23 protein-coding genes are annotated in these 20,975 nt (G+C 72.2%); 7 read left to right on the forward strand and 16 right to left on the reverse strand.

Annotated features, from left to right (window positions below; genetic code table 11):
- Positions 1-89: 89 nt before the first annotated feature.
- Both QWU11_RS22060 and QWU11_RS22065 read right to left on the reverse strand, forming a co-directional pair.
- Positions 90-920, reverse strand: coding sequence for an ABC transporter permease (locus QWU11_RS22060; protein WP_290116060.1), 831 nt, complete (start codon positions 918-920; stop codon positions 90-92).
- Positions 917-1,900: an ATP-binding cassette domain-containing protein gene (locus tag QWU11_RS22065; protein WP_290116061.1), complete on the reverse strand. Its 984-nt coding sequence runs from the start codon at positions 1,898-1,900 to the stop codon at positions 917-919. The genes QWU11_RS22060 and QWU11_RS22065 overlap by 4 nt, the downstream gene beginning before the upstream one ends.
- A 379-nt stretch (positions 1,901-2,279) precedes the next feature.
- Between QWU11_RS22065 and QWU11_RS22070 the strand changes: the two genes are divergently transcribed.
- Positions 2,280-2,486, forward strand: coding sequence for a hypothetical protein (locus tag QWU11_RS22070; RefSeq protein ID WP_290116062.1), 207 nt, complete (start codon positions 2,280-2,282; stop codon positions 2,484-2,486).
- A 119-nt stretch (positions 2,487-2,605) separates the two neighbouring features.
- Positions 2,606-3,892: a YoaK family protein gene (locus QWU11_RS22075; RefSeq protein WP_290116063.1), complete on the forward strand. Its 1,287-nt coding sequence runs from the start codon at positions 2,606-2,608 to the stop codon at positions 3,890-3,892.
- A 110-nt stretch (positions 3,893-4,002) separates the two neighbouring features.
- Here QWU11_RS22075 and QWU11_RS22080 read toward each other — a convergent pair whose 3' ends face one another.
- From QWU11_RS22080 to moaA, 5 genes are all read right to left on the reverse strand, one after another.
- The gene (locus QWU11_RS22080; RefSeq protein ID WP_290116064.1) at positions 4,003-4,557 is read right to left on the reverse strand and encodes a ferritin-like domain-containing protein; all 555 of its coding nucleotides are present in this window, start codon (positions 4,555-4,557) and stop codon (positions 4,003-4,005) included.
- Positions 4,558-4,630: 73 nt separating this feature from the next.
- Positions 4,631-4,882, reverse strand: a complete 252-nt coding sequence (locus QWU11_RS22085) for a DUF6457 domain-containing protein (RefSeq protein ID WP_290116065.1) — start codon at positions 4,880-4,882, stop codon at positions 4,631-4,633.
- Positions 4,875-5,459, reverse strand: a complete 585-nt coding sequence (locus tag QWU11_RS22090) for a molybdenum cofactor guanylyltransferase (protein ID WP_290116066.1) — start codon at positions 5,457-5,459, stop codon at positions 4,875-4,877. The genes QWU11_RS22085 and QWU11_RS22090 overlap by 8 nt, the downstream gene beginning before the upstream one ends.
- On the reverse strand, positions 5,446-5,757 hold the full coding sequence (locus QWU11_RS22095; RefSeq protein ID WP_290116067.1) for a DUF3467 domain-containing protein: 312 nt from the start codon (positions 5,755-5,757) through the stop codon (positions 5,446-5,448). The genes QWU11_RS22090 and QWU11_RS22095 overlap by 14 nt, the downstream gene beginning before the upstream one ends.
- Before the next feature lie 10 nt (positions 5,758-5,767).
- A complete protein-coding gene (moaA, locus tag QWU11_RS22100) occupies positions 5,768-6,751 on the reverse strand; it encodes a GTP 3',8-cyclase MoaA (RefSeq protein WP_290116068.1) in 984 nt (327 codons plus the stop codon).
- A 105-nt stretch (positions 6,752-6,856) separates the two neighbouring features.
- On the opposite strand from moaA, the gene QWU11_RS22105 reads away from it, so the two are divergent.
- Together QWU11_RS22105 and QWU11_RS22110 are read left to right on the forward strand one after the other, a co-directional pair.
- On the forward strand, positions 6,857-7,645 hold the full coding sequence (locus tag QWU11_RS22105) for an alpha/beta hydrolase (protein WP_290116069.1): 789 nt from the start codon (positions 6,857-6,859) through the stop codon (positions 7,643-7,645).
- A 17-nt stretch (positions 7,646-7,662) separates the two neighbouring features.
- The gene (locus QWU11_RS22110; protein WP_290116071.1) at positions 7,663-8,301 is read left to right on the forward strand and encodes a nitroreductase family protein; all 639 of its coding nucleotides are present in this window, start codon (positions 7,663-7,665) and stop codon (positions 8,299-8,301) included.
- Between the two features lie 40 nt (positions 8,302-8,341).
- Here QWU11_RS22110 and QWU11_RS22115 read toward each other — a convergent pair whose 3' ends face one another.
- From QWU11_RS22115 to selA, 5 genes are all read right to left on the reverse strand, one after another.
- Positions 8,342-9,532 (reverse strand): RtcB family protein, encoded by a 1,191-nt coding sequence (locus QWU11_RS22115; protein ID WP_290116072.1) that lies wholly within the window; start codon positions 9,530-9,532, stop codon positions 8,342-8,344.
- A gap of 73 nt (positions 9,533-9,605) precedes the next feature.
- Positions 9,606-10,529 (reverse strand): pirin family protein, encoded by a 924-nt coding sequence (locus QWU11_RS22120; RefSeq protein WP_290116075.1) that lies wholly within the window; start codon positions 10,527-10,529, stop codon positions 9,606-9,608.
- Positions 10,526-10,828 (reverse strand): GNAT family N-acetyltransferase, encoded by a 303-nt coding sequence (locus QWU11_RS22125; protein WP_290116081.1) that lies wholly within the window; start codon positions 10,826-10,828, stop codon positions 10,526-10,528. Before QWU11_RS22125 ends, QWU11_RS22120 begins: the two co-directional genes overlap by 4 nt.
- Complete coding sequence (gene selB / locus QWU11_RS22130) at positions 10,825-12,576, reverse strand: selenocysteine-specific translation elongation factor (RefSeq protein ID WP_290116083.1); 1,752 nt, start codon at positions 12,574-12,576, stop codon at positions 10,825-10,827. Before selB ends, QWU11_RS22125 begins: the two co-directional genes overlap by 4 nt.
- Positions 12,567-13,853, reverse strand: coding sequence for an L-seryl-tRNA(Sec) selenium transferase (gene selA / locus QWU11_RS22135; RefSeq protein WP_290116085.1), 1,287 nt, complete (start codon positions 13,851-13,853; stop codon positions 12,567-12,569). The genes selB and selA overlap by 10 nt, the downstream gene beginning before the upstream one ends.
- A gap of 489 nt (positions 13,854-14,342) precedes the next feature.
- Between selA and QWU11_RS22140 the strand changes: the two genes are divergently transcribed.
- Complete coding sequence (locus QWU11_RS22140) at positions 14,343-15,272, forward strand: ornithine cyclodeaminase family protein (RefSeq protein WP_290116091.1); 930 nt, start codon at positions 14,343-14,345, stop codon at positions 15,270-15,272.
- 8 nt (positions 15,273-15,280) lie between these two features.
- Here QWU11_RS22140 and QWU11_RS22145 read toward each other — a convergent pair whose 3' ends face one another.
- The gene (locus tag QWU11_RS22145) at positions 15,281-15,757 is read right to left on the reverse strand and encodes a MarR family transcriptional regulator (RefSeq protein ID WP_290116092.1); all 477 of its coding nucleotides are present in this window, start codon (positions 15,755-15,757) and stop codon (positions 15,281-15,283) included.
- 77 nt (positions 15,758-15,834) lie between these two features.
- Between QWU11_RS22145 and QWU11_RS22150 the strand changes: the two genes are divergently transcribed.
- On the forward strand, positions 15,835-17,283 hold the full coding sequence (locus QWU11_RS22150; protein ID WP_290116095.1) for an MFS transporter: 1,449 nt from the start codon (positions 15,835-15,837) through the stop codon (positions 17,281-17,283).
- Positions 17,284-17,339: 56 nt separating this feature from the next.
- Positions 17,340-19,229 carry a propionyl-CoA synthetase gene (locus tag QWU11_RS22155; protein WP_290116097.1) on the forward strand — a complete coding sequence of 630 codons (1,890 nt, stop codon included), beginning with the start codon at positions 17,340-17,342 and terminating at the stop codon, positions 19,227-19,229.
- 32 nt (positions 19,230-19,261) lie between these two features.
- Here QWU11_RS22155 and QWU11_RS22160 read toward each other — a convergent pair whose 3' ends face one another.
- The 3 genes from QWU11_RS22160 to QWU11_RS22165 all read right to left on the reverse strand — a co-directional run bounded on the left by QWU11_RS22160 (position 19,262) and on the right by QWU11_RS22165 (position 20,860).
- Positions 19,262-19,531 (reverse strand): GlsB/YeaQ/YmgE family stress response membrane protein, encoded by a 270-nt coding sequence (locus tag QWU11_RS22160; RefSeq protein WP_290116355.1) that lies wholly within the window; start codon positions 19,529-19,531, stop codon positions 19,262-19,264.
- A 287-nt stretch (positions 19,532-19,818) separates the two neighbouring features.
- Positions 19,819-19,962, reverse strand: a complete 144-nt coding sequence (locus QWU11_RS47385; protein ID WP_354670879.1) for a DUF397 domain-containing protein — start codon at positions 19,960-19,962, stop codon at positions 19,819-19,821.
- A gap of 19 nt (positions 19,963-19,981) precedes the next feature.
- Positions 19,982-20,860, reverse strand: a complete 879-nt coding sequence (locus tag QWU11_RS22165) for a helix-turn-helix transcriptional regulator (protein ID WP_290116100.1) — start codon at positions 20,858-20,860, stop codon at positions 19,982-19,984.
- Positions 20,861-20,975: the final 115 nt, after the last annotated feature.

The following is a 20,975-nucleotide window of genomic DNA, read 5'->3' on the forward strand; positions in this document are numbered from 1 at the left end:
CTCAACAGGGCTTTGACCTGCACGAACGCAAAGGGCCCGGTCAGTTGACCGGGCCCTTCACTCTTGCGTTCGCGGATCAGGCGCGCGGGTCAGGCGTCGCGGGTCCTGAGCTGTACGCCCGCTATGACCAGCAGGAGCACGGTCCAGATGGCGAAGACCCCGAAGCCCTGCCAGGGCGTCAGAAGGTCGTGCGGCGCCTGGTGCGCCTGGCCGATGAGATGGCCCGCCTCGGACGGGAGGTAGGCGTGGACGTGCTTACCGATGCTTCCGGGCAGCAGCGAGGCCAGCGGCGCGAGCACGAGGACGAACCCGATGACGCCGGTGATGCCGGCCGCGGTGTGCCGGATGATGGCGCCGATCGCGAGCGCGAACAGCCCGAGCATGGCCAGGTAGAGCCCGCCGCCGACGACGGCCCGCAGCACGCCCGGGTCGCCCAGCGCGACCGGGGCCTTGCTGTGCAGGATCGGCGCGCCGATGAAGAACGAGGCGAACGAGACCGCCGTGCCGATCACGAAGATGAGCAGCCCGAAGACCACGGACTTCGCCGCGAGCATCGGCAGCCGGCGCGGCACGGCCAGCAGGCTGGCCCGGATCATCCCGGTGGAGTACTCGGAGGCGACCACCATGACGCCGAGGACGCAGACGGTCAGCTGGCCGAGGAAGAAGCCGCCGCCGAGAATCGTGCTCGTCGGGTCGGCCGTGACGGTGGCGCGCCCCGCCGCGTCGGTGTTGTTCCACTGCCCGACCGTCAGGCCACAGAAGAGCGCGGTGAAGCCGAGATCGAGGATCACGAGCAGCAGCAGGGACCAGACGGTCGACCGCACCGAACGAATCTTCGTCCATTCGGCGAGCATCAGCCGACCGAAACCGGCCTTTCGGATCTCCGGGACGGTGCCCGTGGCTTCGGTCGTGGTCGTCATCGGGCTTCTCCCTGCGGCTCCGGTACGGCTGCCTGCGGCTGCGGGGCCGGCGCCGGCAGTTCGGGCGCGGGGGCGACTCCGCCACCGCCGTACTCCACGCTCTCGCGCGTCAGCTCCATGAACGCCTCTTCCAGCGAACCGCGCTTGGGCGTGAGCTCGTGCAGGACGAACCCTCCGGCCGCGGCCAGCTCTCCGACGCGCGGAGCCTCCATGTTCGTCACGGTCAGCACGCCGTCCTCGCCCACGGCGGCCTTGCCGCCCTCGGCGTCCACGGCCGCGGCGATCCCCGCGGCGTCCGGGCTGCGGACGACGACGACCTCCTCGGTGCTGCGCTCGATGAACTCCTCGGTGGAGCAGGCGGCGATGAGCTTGCCCCGGCCGACGACGATGAGGTGGTCGGCGGTCACGGCCATCTCGTTCATGAGGTGGCTGGACACGAAGATGGTCCGGCCCTCGGAGGCCAGGTGCTTCATCAGCGTGCGGATCCAGACGATGCCCTCGGGGTCGAGCCCGTTGACCGGCTCGTCCAGGATCAGCACGGACGGGTCGGCGAGGAGCGCCGCCGCGATGCCGAGCCGCTGGCCCATGCCGAGCGAGAACCCGCCCGCGCGCTTCTTGGCCACCTCGGTCAGCCCGACCAGCTCGATGACCTCGTCGATCCGCTTCTTGCCGACGCCCTGCGTCTGCGCGAGGCAGAGCAGGTGGTTGTACGCGCTGCGGCCCGTGTGGATGGCGCGGGCCTCCAGGAGCGCGCCGACCGTCTGCAGCGGACGGGGCAGGTCGCGGTAGTGCTTGCCGTCGATCGTCGCGTCGCCGCGCTGGGGGCGGTCGAGACCGAGGATCAGACGCATGGTGGTCGACTTCCCGGCGCCGTTCGGGCCCAGGAAGCCGGTGACCCGGCCGGGTTCGACCGTGAAGGACAGATCGTCGACGGCGATCTTGTCGCCGTAACGCTTGGTGAGGTTCTTTGCCTCGATCATTCCCTGATCCTGAGTCGGTTGATTGCGGTGAGTGAGGTGGATCACGGTAGTCGCCCCAGGTACGCCTGTGGATCCATCCTTAGGTTGATAAAGGCCGCCACCCGGCTATGTTTCGGACTCCACCCGTCGTCTTAGGTCGCGTCGGATGGTGGGCGGAGTGACCGGTTTTAGGGTTTTTTCGTGCTCGACGTCGGACCTGATGCCGGCTTGTCAAGGCTGTCAAGTCCGCCGGATCGTTTCGTGCGGGCCCCGTACGTCCGTTTTGGAGACGGCCACATCCGGACACGAGACGAACGCGCCGGCGCCGAATCCCGGGATCCGGTCCCGCTTCACCGGCCCGGTTCCCGTACGGCCCAATCGATCGGCCAGACTGGGGCCCGTGACCACCGACGAGCCGCGTCAGTGCTCGGCCAAGGGCTGCCGTGCCGAGGCCCGCTGGGCGCTGCGCTGGAACAACCCGAAGATCCACACGCCGGACCGGCGAAAGATCTGGCTGGCGTGCGACGAGCACCGCGACCACCTGACCGACTTCCTGTCCCGCCGCGGTTTCCTCCGCGACACGGTGCCGGTGGAGCAGGTCGAGTAGCCTTCCGCGCCGGCCGGCCCGGTGTCGTGCGCCGGTGGACCGGGGATAACGGGCGCGAGTAGTAGCCGGGGTGTCGGGGGGGCGCCGCCATGGCCGTGCGGCGCGTACCGGGAAGACTCATGCAGGCGGTGATCCTGCTGGCGGCCGGCTCGGGAGCGGTGGACGCGTTCAGCTTCGCGGGCCTGGGCGCGGTCTTCGCGAGCGTGATGACCGGGAATCTGGTGCTGCTCGGCGTCGCCGCCGTCCACGCCAGCCTCGACCCGGCCCTGTCGGCGACGGCCTCGATCGCGGCGTACGTCCTGGGCGTCTTCACCACCGCCGGCCGGCTCCGCCGGGAGACGCCGGGCGGATGGTCCTTCCCGGGCGACGCGGTCAGGCTCCGCCGCGCCCGGCCCGCGATCCTCGAACCGGACGACGGGAACCGGGCCGCGGAAGGCGAGCGAGCCCCGGACACGTCGGACGCCGCCTCCCGGCCTCGCCCCGCACGCCGGAGTCCGCGGCGAGTGGTCGCCCGGCTCCGCCGGGTGCGACGGGCGCCTCAGCTCCGGCTCGGCCGGCCCGCCGGCTCCGGACCGGACGACGGGAAGCGGCGACCCGCCGAACCCGCACGGGGCCCGGACACCTCCGGCGCCGCGTCCCCGGCCCGCAACACGCGACGAGGCCGCCCGCCTTCGCGGGCCGCCGGATGGCTCCGCCGCGCGTATCGGAGCGGCCGGCGTTCGCGAGTGGTCGGCCGGTTTCGCGGTGGCGTGCGGCCCCGGCATACGGACGCGGGACGGGCCTCCGGCGCGTTCGGTGCGGCTTCTCGTGCTCGCTCAGCGCGCGGGTTCCTCAAGAAGGCGGGCGGTGGGCGGCCGGTGCGGCATGAGCCGGGCGCCGGCGTACGAGGGCGTCCCCGGCGGTTCGCGGCCGGCGAGGCGTCTTCTCCGCACGCTCGCTCGCTGCCCGCGTACGCACGCCGGCCTCGGCGACTCGTCTGTGGGCGTGCCCGGGCGCCGGGTGGGGAGGCCGGGCGGCTGTGGCGGGCGCTCACGGTGGTGCCGGTCGCGCAGGTGGCGGTGCTCTCCGTCTGGCTCGCCACCGGCGGGCATCCCGCCGCGGCGGCGCGGATCGTCTTGCTGGCGCTGTCCGCGTTCGCGATGGGGGTGCAGAGTGCCGGGGTCAACACGCTCCCGCTGACCGGTGTCGCCACCGCCTACCTCACCGGCACGCTCACGACCCTCACCACCGAGCTCGCCACCACCGGCGTGCCGGCCGCCATGCGGCGGCGTTTCGCCGTCCTCGCCGCCGCTCTCGCCGGCGCCGGGCTGAACGCCGCCCTCTTCACCTGGCTCCGCCCCGCCGCCCCGGCGCTGCCGCTCGCCGCCACGCTCACGGTCCTCGTGCTGCTCGCCCGTGCCCGCTGACGAGAAACGGGCCGCCGCCCCCGTGAAAGGGGACGACGGCCCGCTCGTACCGTCCAGGGCAGGTCTCGAGGTCCCGCTGCCGGCGAACGGGGACCTCCTCGAGACAGACCCTAGGAGCCGGAACGCTGAAGGTCCTTCGGCAGACGCTCGAGCAGCGAGTGCAGGTCGTCCGCGTGGTCCTCCTCGTCCGCCAGGAGCTCTTCGAAGAGACGGCGCGTCGTGGGGTCGCCGTCGCCGATCCACTGGGCGATCTCCATGTACGAGGCGATCGCGATGCGCTCGGCGACCAGGTCCTCCTCGATCATGGAGACCAGGTCGCTGCTCGCGTCGTACTCGGTGTGCGACCGGGTCGACAGCCGGGCCGGGTCGAAGTCCGGCGCGCCGCCGAGCTGGACGATGCGGTTGGCCAGCTTGTCCGCGTGCTGCTGCTCGTCGGCGGCGTGCTCGAGGAACTCGGCCGCCACCGGCTCGGAGTAGATGCCGGTCGCCGTGTAGTAGTGCCGCTTGTACCGCAGCACGCACACGATCTCGGTGGCCAGGGCCTCGTTGCACACCTGGATCACCCGCTCCAGATCGGCCCCGTACGCCGACGTGACCGGACCCTTGTCCATCTCCGCCCGCGCACGCTCCCGCAGCGTATTGATATCGGTCAGAAAGTCGGCCATGCCCGCCTCCGCGATCTTTGATGTCGTGTCACGCCTAAGTACCACGCCGTCACAGGACTACACCTGTTCGACACTAGTCCGGCGTGGATTCGGACCCGGAACCGGGCACCCATCCCTCGGCCATCTCGGTGATCCGGGCCGCCGCGTCGCGTACGGGCGTGCCGCTGCCGACCGCGAGGCCCATGATGTAGGCCGTCAGCGGGGCCGCCGGCCGCGCCACCCCGTGCGCGACGTCGCGCGCCACGTCGAGGATCAGATCGCGGTGCACCTCGGCGGGGTCGATGCCGAGCTCCGCGCAGGTCGCCTGGACCCAGTCGTCAAGCACTGTTCTCCCTGATCATCCGGGACGCCGCCGCGACGTCCGACGGTGTGTCGCAGTCATACCAGGCGGGCCACTCCCCCGCCGCGCGTACGCGGGCCGGGTCGAGCGGGTCCATCAGGCCCCGGAGCGACGAGCCTCCGTACGAGGCGAGGGCCGCGCGCAGGTCCGCCGTACGCCAGACTCCGGCGAGCCACTGCGGCCGCCCGTCCGCGTCGACGAGGACCGCACCGGACCTCCCGTACGCGCTCCGCCGCAGCGCCTCCACGTGGGGCGGCCGCAGGAACGGCAGGTCGGCGGCGAGCACCGCGACCTGCGGAGCGCGTACGCCCGGGAGCCCGGCCCGCAGCGCGGGCACCGGGCCGCCGCCGGGCGGATCCTCGCGTACGACGGTCGCGTGCGGGAGTTCGGGGCGGGGCGGGCCGACGAGCGTCAGGCGTTCCGCGCCGGCCACCGCCGCGGCGACCCACTCCACGAGCGCCCGCCCGCCGACCAGGAGGCCCGGCTTGTCGGCGCCGTCCAGCCGCCGCGCTCCCCCGCCGGCGAGCACCACGGCCTCGTACGCGGCCTCACTGCTCGTCATGGGTGCTCTTGGCGTTCTCTCGCTCGTACGCGCTGAGGTTCTGCTCGAGGGACTTCATCAGCTCCCACACCTGGCCGGGCGGGATGCGGACACGAGCCACCACGCGGGCCGGCACGTGGAGGTAGCGGGCGCCGCTGTCCGGGTCCTCGGCCGGCTCGGCGGGGCGTACCTCGGTGGAGAAGTCGATCACGAAGGAGTCCTGGGTCCGCCACACGGAGGCGAAGCTTGCGTGCGATCCGACCTCGTGGTCCGGCGGGACCGTGATCTCGACCCGGTGTTCCTGTGGCTGCTCGGTCACGCCGTCCTTTCTACCCGCCAATGGCGGACATCGGACGTATCGGCTGCAGGAAACTCGGATCATCGATTCCGTGGCCAGGACGTTTGGCGGCCACGGCGGCCACCCAGCGCTCGACGATCTCGTCGTCGGAGGCTCCCGAGCGCATCGCGCCGCGCAGGTCGGACTCCTCGCGGGCGAACAGGCAGTTGCGGATCTGGCCGTCGGCGGTGAGCCGTACGCGATCGCAGGCGCCACAGAACGGCCTGGTCACCGAGGCGATGACGCCGACCGTCGCCGGGCCGCCGTCCACGAGGAACCGCTCGGCGGGCGCGCTGCCGCGGTCGTGCCGGTCGTCGGGGGTCAGCGTGAACGTCTCCGACAGCCGCTCGAAGATCTCGTCGGCGGTGATCATGCCCTCGCGCCGCCAGCCGTGCTGGGCGTCGAGCGGCATCTGCTCGATGAAGCGCAGCTCGTACCCCTTGTCCAGGCAGAAGCGCAGGAGGGGCACGGCCTCGTGGTCGTTCACGTCGCGCATGAGGACGGTGTTGACCTTGACCGGGCGCAGGCCCGCGCTCTCGGCGGCGGCCAGCCCCTCGACGACGTCCGTGAGCCGGTCGCGGTGGGCGAGCCGTTTGAAGGTCGCGCGGTCGAGAGTGTCGAAGGAGACGTTGACGCGGTGGAGACCGGCCTCGGCGAGCGGGGCGGCGAGGCGGGTCAGCCCGATGCCGTTGGTGGTCAGCGAAACCTCGGCGCCCAGCGCGGCCGTCCGCGTGACGATGCCGACGAGGTTGCGGCGCAGGAGCGGCTCCCCGCCGGTGTAGCGGACCTCGGTGACCCCGAGCCGCTCGACCGCGATGCCGACGAGGCGCACCACTTCGTCGTCGGTGAGGAGCTCGGGCTTGGGCAGCCAGTCCAGGCCTTCGGGCGGCATGCAGTAGGTGCAGCGAAGATTGCAGCGGTCGGTGAGGGAGACCCGAAGGTCGGTCGCCACCCTGCCGAAACCGTCCGTCAGCAACGAAACTGCCCCCTCTGGTAGCGACCGGTTCATTCAGCCTATGCCGTACCACCAACCGGGCACGGCGACCTGGTGTTCCCGGGCGGGTGCGGCGATCATGTGGTCATGGAATGGGAGTTCACCGGCGAACGCGAACGCATCACCGCCCGCGAGTGGCCCGCCGAGGCGCCCCGCTGGGTCGCCCTGCTGGCCCACGGCTACGGGGAGCACATCGGGCGCTATGAGTACGTCGCGGACACGCTGCTGCGGAACGGCGCCGTCGTGTACGGACCGGACCACATCGGGCACGGGAAATCGGCGGGCGAGCGGGTCCTCGTCCCCGACTTCGAGGAGATCGTCACCGACCTGCGCACCGTCGAGGACCAGGCCCGTACGCGCCATCCCGGCCTGCCGGTCGTCCTGATCGGCCACTCGATGGGCGGGATGATCGCGGCCCGCTACGCGCAGCGGTACGGCGACGGCCTCGCCGCGCTCGTGCTGTCCGGCCCGGTGCTCGGGCGGTGGGCCCCGATCGAGGCGCTGCGGGGTGTGTCGTCGATTCCGGACGCGCCCATCGACCCTGCGACGCTGTCCCGCGACCTGGCCGTCGGCGCGGCGTACGAGGCCGACCCGCTGGTCTGGCACGGCCCGTTCAAGCCCGCGACGGTCGCGGCCTTCGACCGCTGCCTGTCGGCGATCTCCGCCGGCGGGCGGCTGGCCCCGCCGACGCTGTGGGTCCACGGCGACGCGGACGAACTCGTACCGCTGCCGGCGACGCGCGCGGGCATCGAGGAGATCCGCGGCGAGGACCTCACCGAGATCATCTATCCGGGCGCGCGGCACGAGGTGTTCAACGAGACGAACAAGGACGAGGTCCTGTCCGCGGTGACCGGCTTCGCCGCCCGCCACACCTGAGTCATAGCCTGGGCGGCATGTCACTGCTCGACCTGAACCCGGACCAACTGCTCTCCACGACCCGCGCCGTACGCAAGCGGCTGGATCTCACCCGCCCGGTACCGACGGAACTGATCCGCGAATGCGTCGCGATGGCGTTGCAGGCGCCGTCCGGATCGACCATCGTGACCATGCGGTTCGTCGTCGTCCGGGACGAGGCGAAACGGCGCGCGATCGGCGAGGTGTACCGCGAGGTCTACGCGAAGTACAAGGCCTCCCCGGGCTATCCGGGCAACCCGGCCGGCGACCCGGAACGCGACCGGATCCAGGCCCGCGTGGCGGCCTCGGCCGACCACCTGGGCGAGCACATGGGCGACGCGCCGGTGCTGGTGCTGGGCTGCAACGAGGGCCGCGACCGCGCCTCGGCCACCGCGGGCCTGGGCAACGTCCTGCCGGCGGTCTGGAACTTCATGCTGGCCGCCCGCGCCCGTGGCCTGGGCACCGCCTGGACGTCGATGCACCGCTCCCGCGAACAGGACGTCGCCGACATCATGGGCATCCCGTACGACACGGTGGCGCAGGCGGTCCTGACGCCGCTGGCCTACACGAAGGGTACGGACTTCAAGCCCGCCACCCGGCCGGACCCGGAGTCGGTGATCCACTGGGACACCTGGTGACCCCGCCGGCCCGGCGTACCGGGCCGGCAGGGCCTCCTAGCTAGCCCTTGACGCAGATCAGCTGGCGCAGGTGGGCGACGACCTCGACGAGGTCGGTCTGCGCCTCGATCACGGACTCGATGTCCTTGTACGCGCCCGGGATCTCGTCGATCACGCCCGGGTCCTTGCGGCACTCGACTCCCCTGGTCTGTTCGATCAGGTCGTCGACCGTGAAGGACTTCTTGGCCTTCGAACGGCTCATGCGGCGGCCCGCGCCGTGTGAGGCCGAGTTGAAGGCGGTCTCGTTGCCCAGGCCCCGGACGATGTACGTGCCGGTGGCCATCGAGCCCGGGATGATGCCGAGGTCGCCGTCGCCCGCGCGGATCGCGCCCTTGCGGGTCACGAGCAGCTCCACGCCGTCGTAGGTCTCCTCCGCCACGTAGTTGTGGTGGCAGGAGATCACGTCGTCCCAGCGGACCCGCTTGCCGGCGAAGAACCGGGAGACGACGTTCTGCGTCAGGGCCATCATCACCGCGCGGTTGCGCCGTGCGTAGTCCTGCGCCCAGAACAGGTCCCGGCGGTACTCCTCCATCTTCGGCGTCCCGTTGACGAACACGGCCAGGTCGCGGTCCGGCAGGTCCTGGTTGTGCGGCAGGCGCATCGCGGCCTCGATGTGGTGCTCGGCCAGCTCCTTGCCGATGTTGCGCGAACCCGAGTGCAGCACGAGCCAGACCGCGCCGTCGGCGTCCGCGCACACCTCCAGGAAGTGGTTGCCCGAGCCCAGCGTGCCCAGCTGCGACGTCGCACGGCCCCGGCGGGACCGGGCGACCGGCGCGAGCTCGTCGTAGGCCTTCCAGAACTCGTACCAGCCGCGTTCCTTCAGCCCCGGGACGGCCGACGGGTCGACCGCGGTCTTGTGCGCGCCCCGTCCGACCGGCACCGCCTTCTCGATCTTGGCCCGCAGGCGGCTCAGGTCGTCCGGCAGGTCATCGACGGTGAGGCTGGACTTGACCGCGGTCATGCCGCAGCCGATGTCCACGCCGACCGCGGCCGGGGCCACGGCGTCCCGCATCGCGATGACCGAGCCGACCGTCGCGCCCTTGCCGTAGTGCACGTCCGGCATGACCGCGACGCCGTGCACCCACGGCAGGTTCGAGACGTTGCGGAGCTGGTCGAGCGCGCCCGACTCGACGTCGGCGGGATCGGCCCACATCCGGATCGGGACGTGACCGCCTCGCAAGGTGTACGGCATCACCATCTCCTCTCCGAACGTCCGGTGTGCCGGGTCTATGACGCCAGAGAACGATCACCGGTTTCAACCGGTTTTAGTGCTCGGACCGGTGCCGGGGCCGGGGCCGCAGGCGTACGCCGGGAAGTTCGGGCGCGGGTACGCGCTCCGGGCCGTGGCCGGTGACGTGGCCGAAGCGGTCGCCGGTCTCCCACGCCGCCCGCGCGGCCTCGATGTCCTCGTGGCTGCGGCCCACGAAGTTCCACCACATCACGAGCTCGTGGGGGAACGGCTCGCCGCCCAGCAGCATCGCCCGCGCCCCGTCCCCGGCGGAGATCGTGAGCGTGTCGCGGCCGGTGCCGAGGTACAGCAGCGGCCCGGCGGCGGCCGGCGTGCCGTCGACCTCGATCTCGCCCGTGAGCACCAGCAGCGCGTGCTCGAAGTCCGGGCGCAGCGGGACGCTCGCCGCCGCGCCGGGCGCCAGTTCGAGGTCGGCGCCGACCAGCGGCGTGTGCACGGTCGCGGGCGAGACCGCGTCGCCGAGAGCTCCGACGAGGACCGTGGCCCGCAGCCCGCCCCGCGCGTACGAGGGCAGCTCGACGTGCTGTTCGAAGCCGGGCGCGATACCGGTCACCGGCAGCGCCAGCCACAGTTGCAGCGCGTCCAGGAGGGGCGCGTCGCCGACCGAGAACTCCGAGTGCGCGATGCCGTGCCCGGCGGTCATGAGGTTGAGCTGGCCGGGGCGGACGAGCACGTCGCTGCCCAGGCTGTCGCGGTGGCGGATCTCGCCGGACAGCGGCCAGGTCACGGTCTGCAGGCCGCAGTGCGGATGCGGCAGCACGCGCATGTCGACACGTTGCGGCCCGAACCGGTCGAGGAAGCACCAGGCGCCGACGGTCGGCAGGGAGCGGTGCGGCAGTACGCGGTCGACGTGCATCCCGCGGATGCCGCCCAGCGGAACGCTCCGCGACTCGAACCACTCGACGGTGGGGCGCTTGGCCGGCGCGTCGAGATCACTCACCCCGTCGCCTCCGGCCAGCGGACGTGATCCTCGTACTCGGTGTGCTTGCGCAGGTAGTCGGCGATGAAGGGGCACAGCGGCACGATCACCCGGCCGCGCCCGACCGCGTCCTCGAGCGCCACGGCGGCCAGCGCCTTGGCGACACCCTTGCCCTCGAACGCCGACTCCACCTCGGTGTGGGTGAAGATCGTACGGTCGCCGCGCTCACGGTAGACGGCGACGCCGGCGAGGGTGTCCCCCGACCAGGCCTCGTACCGGTTCTGCTCGTCGTTGCGCACGACCTTCGGTGATTCGGTCATTCCCGTCCTTCCAGACGCTGTTCTGTGAGCGTACGTCGGGCGTCGTCCACGCGGCGGGTGAGCCCCCGGCGGTCGAGGTGCTCGAGCAGCGGAATGGCGACCCGGCGGCTGGTGTCGAGGGCACGCCTGGCCTCGCTGACCGTGAACGGCTGGGGCAGCGCGCCGAGGACCCGCGCCGCCTCGGCGTCCGCGCCGGGCAGCAGCACGACGCCCTCGGCGATCTTGAGCAGTACGCCCGCGCGTACCGCCGCGCCGAGGGCGCGCCCGGTCAGGCCCAGCTCGGCGAGCCGGTCGGCCTCCGGCGCGCGGAACGGGCGTTCGCCCAGGTCCGTACGCAGGCGGCGGACGGCGTCGGCGACCGGGCCCGGCAGCCCGGCGGCGGCCGGGCCGTGCACGCGGCCGGCCTCCAGGCGCAGCGGCGGCCGGGCGAGCGCGTCGACCAGGCGGCGGTCGGGCAGCTCCAGCAGGGACCGGGCGGCCTCGACCGGCAGGCCGGGGTCGAGCGGGTCCGCCGACGCGTGCCGCTCGACCTCCTCGGCGAGCCGCCGCCCCAGCGACTCCCAGTGCGCGGGGTCGGCGAGCCACTCGCCGGCGACCGGCGCGGCGCCGGTCCGCAGCCCCATCGCGACGAGGTCGGAGCCGCGGACCAGGCCGTGCCGCCGGATCACCTCGGCGGCGGACGGTACGCCGGCGGCGAGCTCACGGGCGCGGGCGGCGGCCGCGCCACGCCGCCGCAGGGCGGGCGGGCGCAGGTCGAGGACGTCCGCGCCCGTGACGCGGCGCGCGCCGGGGTCGCGCAGCAGGAGCCGGTCGCCGACGTGCAGTGGCAGCGGGCGGGCGAGCGTGAGGCGCGCCGCGTCGTCGCCGAGCGGGCGCAGCCGTACGGGGACGGCGGCGGAGCCGATGTGCAGGACGGGTTCGCGCGGCAGCCGGGTCGCCTCGCGTACGCGCACGTCGACCAGCGAGGTGACGGTCCAGTCGGTTCCGGTCAGGGCCATGCCGCGGGAGACGTCGTCGCGCTCGACGCCGCGCAGGTTGATCGCGACCCGGGCGACGCCGGAGACCGTCTCGGCCTCCTCCTTCAGCGTCTGCAGCCCCCGTACGCGGACCGGACGGCCGTCGAGGAGGAGCTCGCCGCCGGAGCGTACGGTGCCGGCGGGCAGCGTGCCGGTGACGACCGTGCCGCTGCCCTTGATCGTGAACGCGCGGTCGACCCAGATCCGTACGGGCGCGTCCGCGTCGGGGGCGGGCAGGCTCGCGGCGAGCCGTCCGAGGGCGGCCCGCAGGTCCGGCAGGCCCTGCCCGGTCGCGCCGCTGACCGCGACCGCCGGCACGTCGCCGAGCGTGGTGCGGGCGATCTCGGCCCGCGCCTGCACGAGGGCGGCGTCCGGCTCGGCCCGGTCGGCGCGGGTGACGACGAGCAGCCCGTGGCGTACGCCGAGCGCGTCGATGGCGGCCAGGTGCTCGGCGGACTGCGGCATCCAGCCCTCGTCGGCCGCCACGACGATCATCACGGCGGGCACCGGGCCGACGCCGGCCAGCATGTTGGTGACGAACCGCTCGTGCCCTGGCACGTCCACGAACGCGAGCCGCTCGCCCGTCTCCAGCGTCATCCAGGCGAACCCGAGGTCGATGGTCATGCCGCGGCGGCGTTCCTCGGCCCAGCGGTCGGGCTCCATCCCGGTGAGCGCGCGGACGAGCGTCGACTTGCCGTGGTCGACGTGGCCGGCGGTCGCGACTACCCGCACCGGTGCTCCGCCAGCGCGTGACGTACGAGCGCGGCGAGGTCGAGGTCCTCGGGTACGCCGCGCAGGTCGAGCAGCAGGCGGCCGCCCTCGACCCGGCCGACGATCCCGGCCCGGCGCAGCGGTACGGCGTGGCCCTCGGGCAGGCCGACCGCCGCGCTGGCCAGTTCGACGCCGGGCGCTCCCCCGCCGCCGACCCGTGCCACCGAGTCGACCGCGACCGCGCCGTGGTCGGCCAGCTCCTTGGCGAGGAGCGCGGCGCGCTCGCGCAGGCCGGTGACGTCGGCGTGCAGGGCAAGCGCGGTGGGCGTCGCGGGGCCGCGCAGGGACGCCTCCAGCGCGGCGAGCGTCAGCTTGTCGACCCGCAGCGCGCGGGCGAGGGGGTGGCGGCGCAGCCGTTCGACGAGGTCGGCGCGGCCGAGGAGCAGGCCGGCCTGGGGACCGCCGAGCAGCTTGTCGCCGCTGGCGGTGACCAGGTCGGCGCCCTCGGCCAGGACCGTGGCCGCGTCGGGTTCCTCGGGCAGCACGGGCTCGGGCGCGAGCAGGCCGGAGCCGATGTCGACGACGACCGGCACGCCGAGGCCGGTCAGGTCGCGTACGTCGGCCTGCGCGGTGAACCCCTCGATGCGGAAGTTGGAGGGGTGCACCTTGAGCACGAAACCGGTCTCCGCTCCGACCGCCTCGGCGTAGTCGGCCGCGGTCGTACGGTTGGTGGTGCCGACCTCGCGCAGGCGCGCCCCGGTCGAGGCGAGCAGCGCGGGCAGCCGGAACCCGTCCCCGATCTCCACCATCTCGCCCCGGCTGATCACGATCTCCCGGCCCTGGGCCAGGACGGTGGCGGCGAGGACGAGCGCCGCGGCATTGTTGTTGATCACGTGCACCGCCTCCGCCGCCGGGCACGCCGCGGCGAGGGCGGCCAGCGTGCCGCGCCCGCGCCGGTCCCGCCGCCCGGTGCGAAGGTCGAACTCCACGTCCGTGCACCCGGCGGCCTGCTCCACGGCGGCGAGCGCGGCGGCCGACAGCGGAGCCCGGCCGAGGTTGGTGTGCAGCAGCACGCCGGTCGCGTTGACCACCGGGCGCAGGCTCGCGGCGGTCGCGGGCAGAGCGGCGACGGCGGCGTCGGGCACGTCCTCGGCGGCGATCTCCCCGGTACGCGCGCGTTCCTGCGCCCCGGCGACGGCCGCCTTGACGATGCCGCGCCCGAGCCGCCCGGCCGCCGCGACGAGCCGCGAATCCGCGAGCACGACGTCGGTACGCGGCACACGCCGTCGTGAGTCCATGCCAGAAACCTACGACCGCCACCCCGCCCGACGCACGCACGCCCACCGTTTCGCCCGCGAAGCTCCTCGGACGTCCGGGGAGCGAAGAGGCCCGGACGTCCGTCCGCCGGTGAGCGCCCTGCCGCCGGGCGCCTCAGCGACCGGGGCACGCCCGGTGCGGGGGTGCGGCACGCGGAGCCGGCCGGAGGAAGCGCCCGCTGCGGGTCTGTCCGCCGGAGGCGTCGCTCCGGCCGTGTGCGGGTGATGAGGGCGGAGGCCCCACCGTTCGCCGGTCGGCCATCGGTCTGCCGGCGACGTTGTGCGAGCGTCCGTCCGACGGCGACGGAACGCTCATCCGGCGAACCGCCGGGCAGGCCGGAAAGCCACCCGCGATCCCCGCCGCCGGCCAGACGCCGGCGCGGGCATTGCTCGTCGGGGTGGTCCTCGACGGCGGGTGAACCCTCCCCGGGGCCGGGCGGGGCTCGGAGGCTGCGCTGCGAGGATCGGTGGGTGACGATCCTTCTCAACGGCACCGACGTGCGGCGGCTGCTGGATCTCGATCGGTGTCTGGCGGCGCTGCGGGACGGATTTCTCGCGCCTGCGAGCGGCGTCTCACCTCTGCGGATGCGGACCGACCTGCCCGGGCCCGGTACCGCGACCGCGCTGCTGCCCGGGCTGGTCGACGGCGTGCCCGCGTACACGGTCAAGGTCAACGCCAAGTTCCCCGGTGCGAGCCCGGCCCTGCGCGGGGTCGTCTGCCTGCACGACCTGGCCACCGGCGAGCTTCTCGCGCTGCTGGACTCCGCCACCGTGACCGCCTACCGGACGGGCCTCGCGGCGGCGCTCGGCACCCACGCGCTCGCCCGGCCCGGCGCGAGCACGGTCGCGGTCATCGGCGCGGGCGCGCAGAGCGAACTCGTCCTCCACGGACTGCGCCGCCTGCGGCCCGTGACCGAGCTGCTCGTCGCCGACCTCGACCGAGAGCGCGCGGAGGCGTTCGCGCGGCGGCACGGCGGAAGCGCCGTCACGGAGATCGGCGCCGCGGACATCGTCGTGGTCGCCACCTGGGCTTGGGAGCCGGTCCTGCACGAGGTCGCGCCCGGCACGCACGTGACCTCACTCGGCGCCGACGAGCCCGGCAAGGCCGAGCTGGCGCCCGCCCTGCTCGGCCGCGCCCGTACCTTCGTCGACGACCTGGACCTCGCGGTGGAGATGGGCGCGCTCGGCAACGCCGGGCTGACCCGCGAGCACGCCGCCGGGACGATCGGCGCGGTGCTGGCAGGCTCGGCGGGCCGCCGCGACGGCTCGGAGGTGACCGTGTACGCCCCGGTCGGCCTGCCCTGGCAGGACCTCGCGCTGAGCTGGGCCGCGTACGAAACCGCACACCAGGCCACCGACCGGCAGCCGCCAACAGGCCTACGGTTCGACTTCCTGGGCTGAGCGCGGCGTCAGTGGCCGAACATGCCGTTCTCCTCCGCGTGCCGCAGGAAGTCATCGACCATGCGGTGGCAGAGCACGGCCAGCCGGTGGCGGTCCTCGTCCGACCACTCGGCCAGGGCCTCGGCCATGCCGCGGCGGGCGACCGCTCGTACGCACTCCACCGCGTCGGCGCCCTCGGCGGTGATCCGTACGCGCTGGGCGCGCCCGTCGTCCGGGTCGGGCACGCGTGCGACGAGGCCGGCGCGTTCGAGCCGCTGGACCTGCCGGGTCACGTGCGGCGCCTCGACCGCGAGACGGTCGGCCAGCGTGCCCAGGCGTACGGGCTCCGGTGAGTCGGCCAGCAGCCGCAGGATCGGCGCGCCCGCGCGGTCGAGGGCGACCCCGGCCTCGCCCACGGTCCGCTCGTGCTGCTTGGCGCGCGTCAGGAGGTGGGAGATGCGCGTCAAGGCCCGCTCAAGCTCGATCATGTCTTCTGGAGCGGTCATGTCCGCAATCCTAGTTAATACTTACTTAACTTAAGTAAGTAGGATCTTAGGGACTTCACCCTCCAAGGAGATCCTCGATGGTCGACATCGCCACCGCACCGCACACAGGGCGCGTGCGGACCCACACCGGGCTGACGCTGCTCGCCCTGTCCGTGTCCGGCATGGTGGTGTCCGTGCAGCAGACACTCGTGCTGCCGCTGCTCCCCCAGCTGATGCGTCACTTCAACACGTCGGTGGCCTCGGTCACCTGGGTCTTCACCGCCTCGCTGCTCGCCGGCGCGGTCGCCACCCCCCTGCTGTCACGGCTCGGGGACATGTACGGCAAGAAAAATCTCATCCTCGTCACGATGGGGCTGCTGCTGGCCGGCTCGGTCGTCTGCGCCCTGTCCGGCAGCCTCGCCGTGCTGATCGCGGGCCGCGCCCTGCAGGGCACCTCGACCGCGCTGATCCCGCTCGCCATCGGCATGATCCGCGACAGCTTCCCGCGTGAGAAGGTCACCTCGGGCATCGGGATCGTCAGCGCCACGATGGGCGTCGGCGGCAGCATGGGCATGATCGTGACCGGCCTGATCGCCGACCACACCGACAGCTACCGGCCGGAGTTCTGGATCGCCGCGGTGCTCGCCGCCGCCGGGATGGTGCTGGTCACGGTGAGCGCCCGCGACACCGGCGCGCGGGCGGGCGGCCGTCCCGACTACCTCGGCGCGACGATCCTGGCCGGCCTGCTCATCTGCCTCCTGCTCGCGATCAGCGAGGGCAACGGCTGGGGCTGGGCCTCGGGCGGCGTGCTGGCGCTGTTCGCCGCCGCGGCGGTACTGACCGTCGTGTGGGTGCTGGTCGAGATGCGCGTCGCCCAGCCGCTCGTACGCCTCGGCCTGCTTGTCGGGCGCAAGTCGCTGTCGGCCAACGTCGCCTCGCTGCTGCTGGGCTTCTCGATGTACGCGGCGTTCACGCTGATCGCCACGTTCGTGCAGACGCCGAAGTCGGTCGGGTACGGCCTCGGCGGGAACGTCCTGGACGTCGGCCTCTACATGCTGCCCAGCACGTTCACGATGCTGATCTGCTCCGCCCTCGCCGGCCGGATCGCCACGCGGATCGGCGCGGCCAACTCCCTGGCCATCGGCTCGGTGTTCGCCGGGCTGAGCTACCTGTGGCTCGCGCTGTCGCACTCCCACCCGTACGACATGCTGGGCTTCAGCGCGGTGCAGGGAATCGGCTTCGGCGTCGCGTACGCCGCGCTCGGCACGCTGGCCGTGCAGCACGTGCCGATGGACCAGAGCGGCATCGCGAGCGGCGTCAACTCCCTCGTGCGCACCGCGGGCGGCAGCGTCTCCGGCGCGGTCACCGCCGCGATCCTCACCGGAGAGACCATCCCCGGCATGCCCGGCGTACCCGCTCTGCACGCGTACGTGCTGAGCTTCGTGATCGTGGCGGTCGGCGCGTGGCTCGCCGCGGGTGTCGCGGTCGTGCACGGGGTACGGCACCCGGCGCGACTCGATCACGTCGAAGCTCTCGAGACGACTTGACGTAGGGGCGCACGAGATCGCCATAGTGGGAGTCTCCATCTGGCGGAGGTGCACGCATGGGCCCCTACGCGGCCGCGTACGAACGCAGTCTCGGCGATCCCGCACGGTTCTGGGCGGAGGCCGCCCGCGACATCCGCTGGCGTACACCTCCGGAGAGGGTCCTCGACGACGGCGCCGCGCCGTTCTACCGGTGGTTCACCGGGGGCGAGCTCAACACCTGTGAGAACGCCCTCGACCGGCACGTCGAGCAGGGCCGCGGCGACCAGCTCGCGCTGATCTACGACAGCCCGGTCACCGGCACCCAGCGCGGGTTCACCTACCGGGAGCTGCGCGACGAGACGGCGCGCTTCGCGGGGGTGCTGCGCGGGCTCGGCGTCGAGCGCGGTGACCGTGTGGTGCTCTACCTGCCGATGATCCCGCAGGCGGTCGTGGCGATGCTCGCGTGCGCGCGGATCGGCGCGGTGCACTCGGTGGTGTTCGGCGGGTTCGCGCCGCGCGAGCTGGCCGTCCGCATCAACGACGCGCGGCCCAAGGTCGTGGTCTCGGCCTCGTGCGGTATCGAGGGCAGCCGGGTCATCGAGTACAAACCGCTGCTCGACGAGGCGCTCGAACTCGCCACCCACAAGGTCGGCGCCTGCGTGATCGCCCAGCGCCCGGAGGCGCTCGCCACGCTCGTGAGCGGTCGCGACGTCGACTGGGACCAGGCGATGGCGGAGGCGCGGCCGGCCGACTGCGTCCCGGTGGCCGCGACCGACCCGCTCTACATCCTCTACACCTCCGGCACGACCGGGCGGCCCAAGGGCGTCGTCCGCGACAACGGCGGGCACGCGGTCGCGCTGCGCTGGTCGATGCCGAACGTCTACGGCGTCTCGGCGGGCGAGGTGTTCTGGGCTGCCTCGGACGTCGGGTGGGTGGTCGGCCACTCCTACGCGGTGTACGCGCCGCTGCTGGCCGGCTGCACGACGGTCCTGTACGAGGGCAAGCCGGTCGGCACGCCGGACGCCGGGGCGTTCTGGCGCGTCGCCGCCGAGCACCGGGTGAACGTCATGTTCACCGCGCCGACCGCGATCCGGGCGGTCAAGAAGGAGGACCCCGACGGCCTCCTGATCAAATCGCACGACCTGTCCGCGCTGCGCACGCTCTTCCTCGCGGGCGAGCGCCTGGACCCCGGCACGTACGACTGGGCGGCGAACGTCCTCGACCGGCCGGTGATCGACCACTGGTGGCAGACCGAGACCGGCTGGCCGATCGCGGCGAACCTGCGCGGGCTGGAGCCGATGGCCGTCAAGGCGGGCTCGCCGAGCGTGGCCGTGCCCGGCTACGACGTACGCGTGCTGCTGCCGGACGGCTCGGTGGCCCCGCCGGGCGCCGAGGGCGACATCGCGATCCGGCTCCCGCTGCCGCCGGGCACGCTGCTCACGCTGTGGAACGACGACGAGCGGTACGTCGAGTCCTACCTCTCGCGGTACCCCGGGCACTATCTGACCGGCGACGGCGGCTCCATCGACGAGGACGGCTACATCTGGGTGATGGGCCGCACCGACGACGTCATCAACGTCGCCGGGCACCGGCTGTCGACCGGGTCGATGGAGGAGGTCCTCTGCGCCCACCCGTCGGTGGCCGAGGCCGCCGTGGTGGGGGTGCGCGACGAGCTGAAGGGCCAGGTGCCGCGCGGCTTCGTGGTGCTGAAGAGCGGTACGGACGACGTGGACGAGCCCCGGCTGCGCGGCGAGCTCGTCCGCGCGGTCCGCGAGCAGATCGGCCCGGTCGCGGCGTTCAAGGAGGTGGCCGTGGTGCCGGCCCTGCCGAAGACGCGGTCGGGCAAGATCCTGCGGGGGACGATGCGCGGCATCGCGGACGGCGACGACGTCGCGGTGCCCTCGACGATCGAGGACGCCACCGTGCTGGACCGCCTGCGCCCGATCCTGCGGCGCGACCTTCGCTGAGGCGGGGCGCCGCGTCAGGGACGCGGCGGCCGTCAGCGGTTCGCGTGTTTGGGCCAGAGTGCCGTGACGATCAGGACGCCGATGATGGCGACGACGATCTGGAAGATCGTTTCCCAGAAGTTGAAGCCGTGGGTCTTGAGATTGAGCAGGTGCGCGATCCACGTACCGATGAAGGCCGCCACGATACCGACGAGGATCGTCAGCCAGATCGGCATGTGCTGCTTACCGGGCACCAGCAGCCTCGCGAGTGCTCCGATGATGGCGCCGAAAATGATCGCGGTGATGACACCACCGATTGACATGGCGACTCCCCCGAGTTCGCTGCGATGTGCACGTCCGGAAGACACACCGTTACCGAACGTATACCCGCTGGAACGAGAGCCGACACCCGGGCGGGATATCGATCCCGGCCGCCAATGCCGCCTCATAAGGTCTGCACCGACCTCGACGCAGAGCGCCCGCCATCTGGGAGAACAGCCCGGAAATCATATAGGTCCACCTCCTCCGCCCTTTATTGGAACGGAGGAAGTGGACCTGGAACGTGGACGGTTTTACGCTTTTACGCGTGCCGACCTCGTCTCAATATCTTTCAACCGGACAAAGCTGCCGGAATTACATTCACAGATCCTACATGCGCCGGAGATACTGGAGCCACTTCGACGCAGTTCCCGTTCGCCATGCTACGGGAGCTCTTCTTCCAGTCGATCGCGAGGCGCTCAATTTTCTGCTCCACTTCTTTTCACCTCCTTTCGTCATTTGTCTATCCACTTTTCCCGGGCGGTCCTGGATATCTGCTCCAAGGACTCCGCAGGCCCGAGCGCCTCTGCCCTGAGTCGTTCGAAACTGAGCCTATGCCGGTAGGTTTCGGTCTCTTCTTCCAAATATGAGCACCCGTTGAGATGCTCTATATATACGACATCATGAAATTTCATCCCGCCCACCAGCGGGAACTGCAGAAGCGTGAAGGACCCCGTCGCGATCGGATGAGGTCCTTCAAGTGGAAGAACTTGAAGGGTGACGTTGGGAAGCTCCGCGAGCTTCTGGAGATGGCGCAGCTGCCCGGCCATCACGGCCGCGTCACCGAAACGCCTCAGCAGCAGGGCCTCGTCCAGCACGGCCGACAGCCGGAGAGGGTGCTCGCGGGTGAGCACGGACTGGCGTTCCAGGCGCGCCTCGACCCGGGCGTCCACCCGGCTGGGCGGAATGACCTCGGTGGAGTGCGAGCCCTGCTCGACGGCCTGGGCGTACGCCTCGGTCTGCAACAGCCCGGGAATGACCTGCGTCTCCCACTGCCAGAGCTCCTCGGCCTCGATCTCCAGGCCGATATAGGAGGCGTACGGCTCGGGAAGGGCGTCGGAGAACGCCTCCCACCAGCCGCGGCGAACGGCGTCGCGCGCCAGCTGGAGCAGCTGCTCCCGGTAACCTCCCTCGACCCCGTACAGGTCGAGAAGGCGGCGGACGTCCGCGAAACGGGGGGCCTGCCTGGCGTTCTCCAGCCGGCTGACCTTGGAGGCGGACCAGCCCAATCGCTCCGCGACGTCGTCACCGGTGAAGTCGCCGGATTCCCGCAGGCGTCTCAGCTCAGCGGCGAGACGGCGATTGCGGACCGTGGCACTTCCGGGCCGGGGCACCCTGATCCTCTCCCACCCGGGCCGATGGCGTGTTCCCGTCAGCCGAAATCTACAAATCTGGCGCAACTGTTATAGAGGTAGGAAGTAACGGAGTCAAGAAACCACCGCTACACCT

Source organism: Actinomadura sp. DC4 (assembly GCF_030406325.1).
Taxonomy (GTDB): Bacteria; Actinomycetota; Actinomycetes; order Streptosporangiales; family Streptosporangiaceae; genus Actinoallomurus.

Excerpts from the sequence above, each read along its gene's own strand:
- QWU11_RS22080 (WP_290116064.1), bottom strand. The coding sequence starts at position 4,557 with ATGGCCGACTTTCTGACCGATATCAATACGCTGCGGGAGCGTGCGCGG.
- QWU11_RS22145 (WP_290116092.1), bottom strand. The coding sequence starts at position 15,757 with ATGACCGCTCCAGAAGACATGATCGAGCTTGAGCGGGCCTTGACGCGC.
- QWU11_RS22115 (WP_290116072.1), bottom strand. The coding sequence starts at position 9,532 with ATGCCGTACACCTTGCGAGGCGGTCACGTCCCGATCCGGATGTGGGCC.
- QWU11_RS22160 (WP_290116355.1), bottom strand. The coding sequence starts at position 19,531 with ATGTCAATCGGTGGTGTCATCACCGCGATCATTTTCGGCGCCATCATC.
- QWU11_RS22110 (WP_290116071.1), top strand. The coding sequence starts at position 7,663 with ATGTCACTGCTCGACCTGAACCCGGACCAACTGCTCTCCACGACCCGC.
- QWU11_RS22150 (WP_290116095.1), top strand. The coding sequence starts at position 15,835 with ATGGTCGACATCGCCACCGCACCGCACACAGGGCGCGTGCGGACCCAC.
- QWU11_RS22155 (WP_290116097.1), top strand. The coding sequence starts at position 17,340 with ATGGGCCCCTACGCGGCCGCGTACGAACGCAGTCTCGGCGATCCCGCA.
- QWU11_RS22060 (WP_290116060.1), bottom strand. The coding sequence starts at position 920 with ATGACGACCACGACCGAAGCCACGGGCACCGTCCCGGAGATCCGAAAG.
- QWU11_RS22125 (WP_290116081.1), bottom strand. The coding sequence starts at position 10,828 with ATGACCGAATCACCGAAGGTCGTGCGCAACGACGAGCAGAACCGGTAC.
- selA (WP_290116085.1), bottom strand. The coding sequence starts at position 13,853 with ATGGACTCACGACGGCGTGTGCCGCGTACCGACGTCGTGCTCGCGGAT.
- QWU11_RS22105 (WP_290116069.1), top strand. The coding sequence starts at position 6,857 with ATGGAATGGGAGTTCACCGGCGAACGCGAACGCATCACCGCCCGCGAG.
- QWU11_RS22075 (WP_290116063.1), top strand. The coding sequence starts at position 2,606 with ATGCAGGCGGTGATCCTGCTGGCGGCCGGCTCGGGAGCGGTGGACGCG.
- QWU11_RS22065 (WP_290116061.1), bottom strand. The coding sequence starts at position 1,900 with ATGATCGAGGCAAAGAACCTCACCAAGCGTTACGGCGACAAGATCGCC.
- QWU11_RS22090 (WP_290116066.1), bottom strand. The coding sequence starts at position 5,459 with ATGACGAGCAGTGAGGCCGCGTACGAGGCCGTGGTGCTCGCCGGCGGG.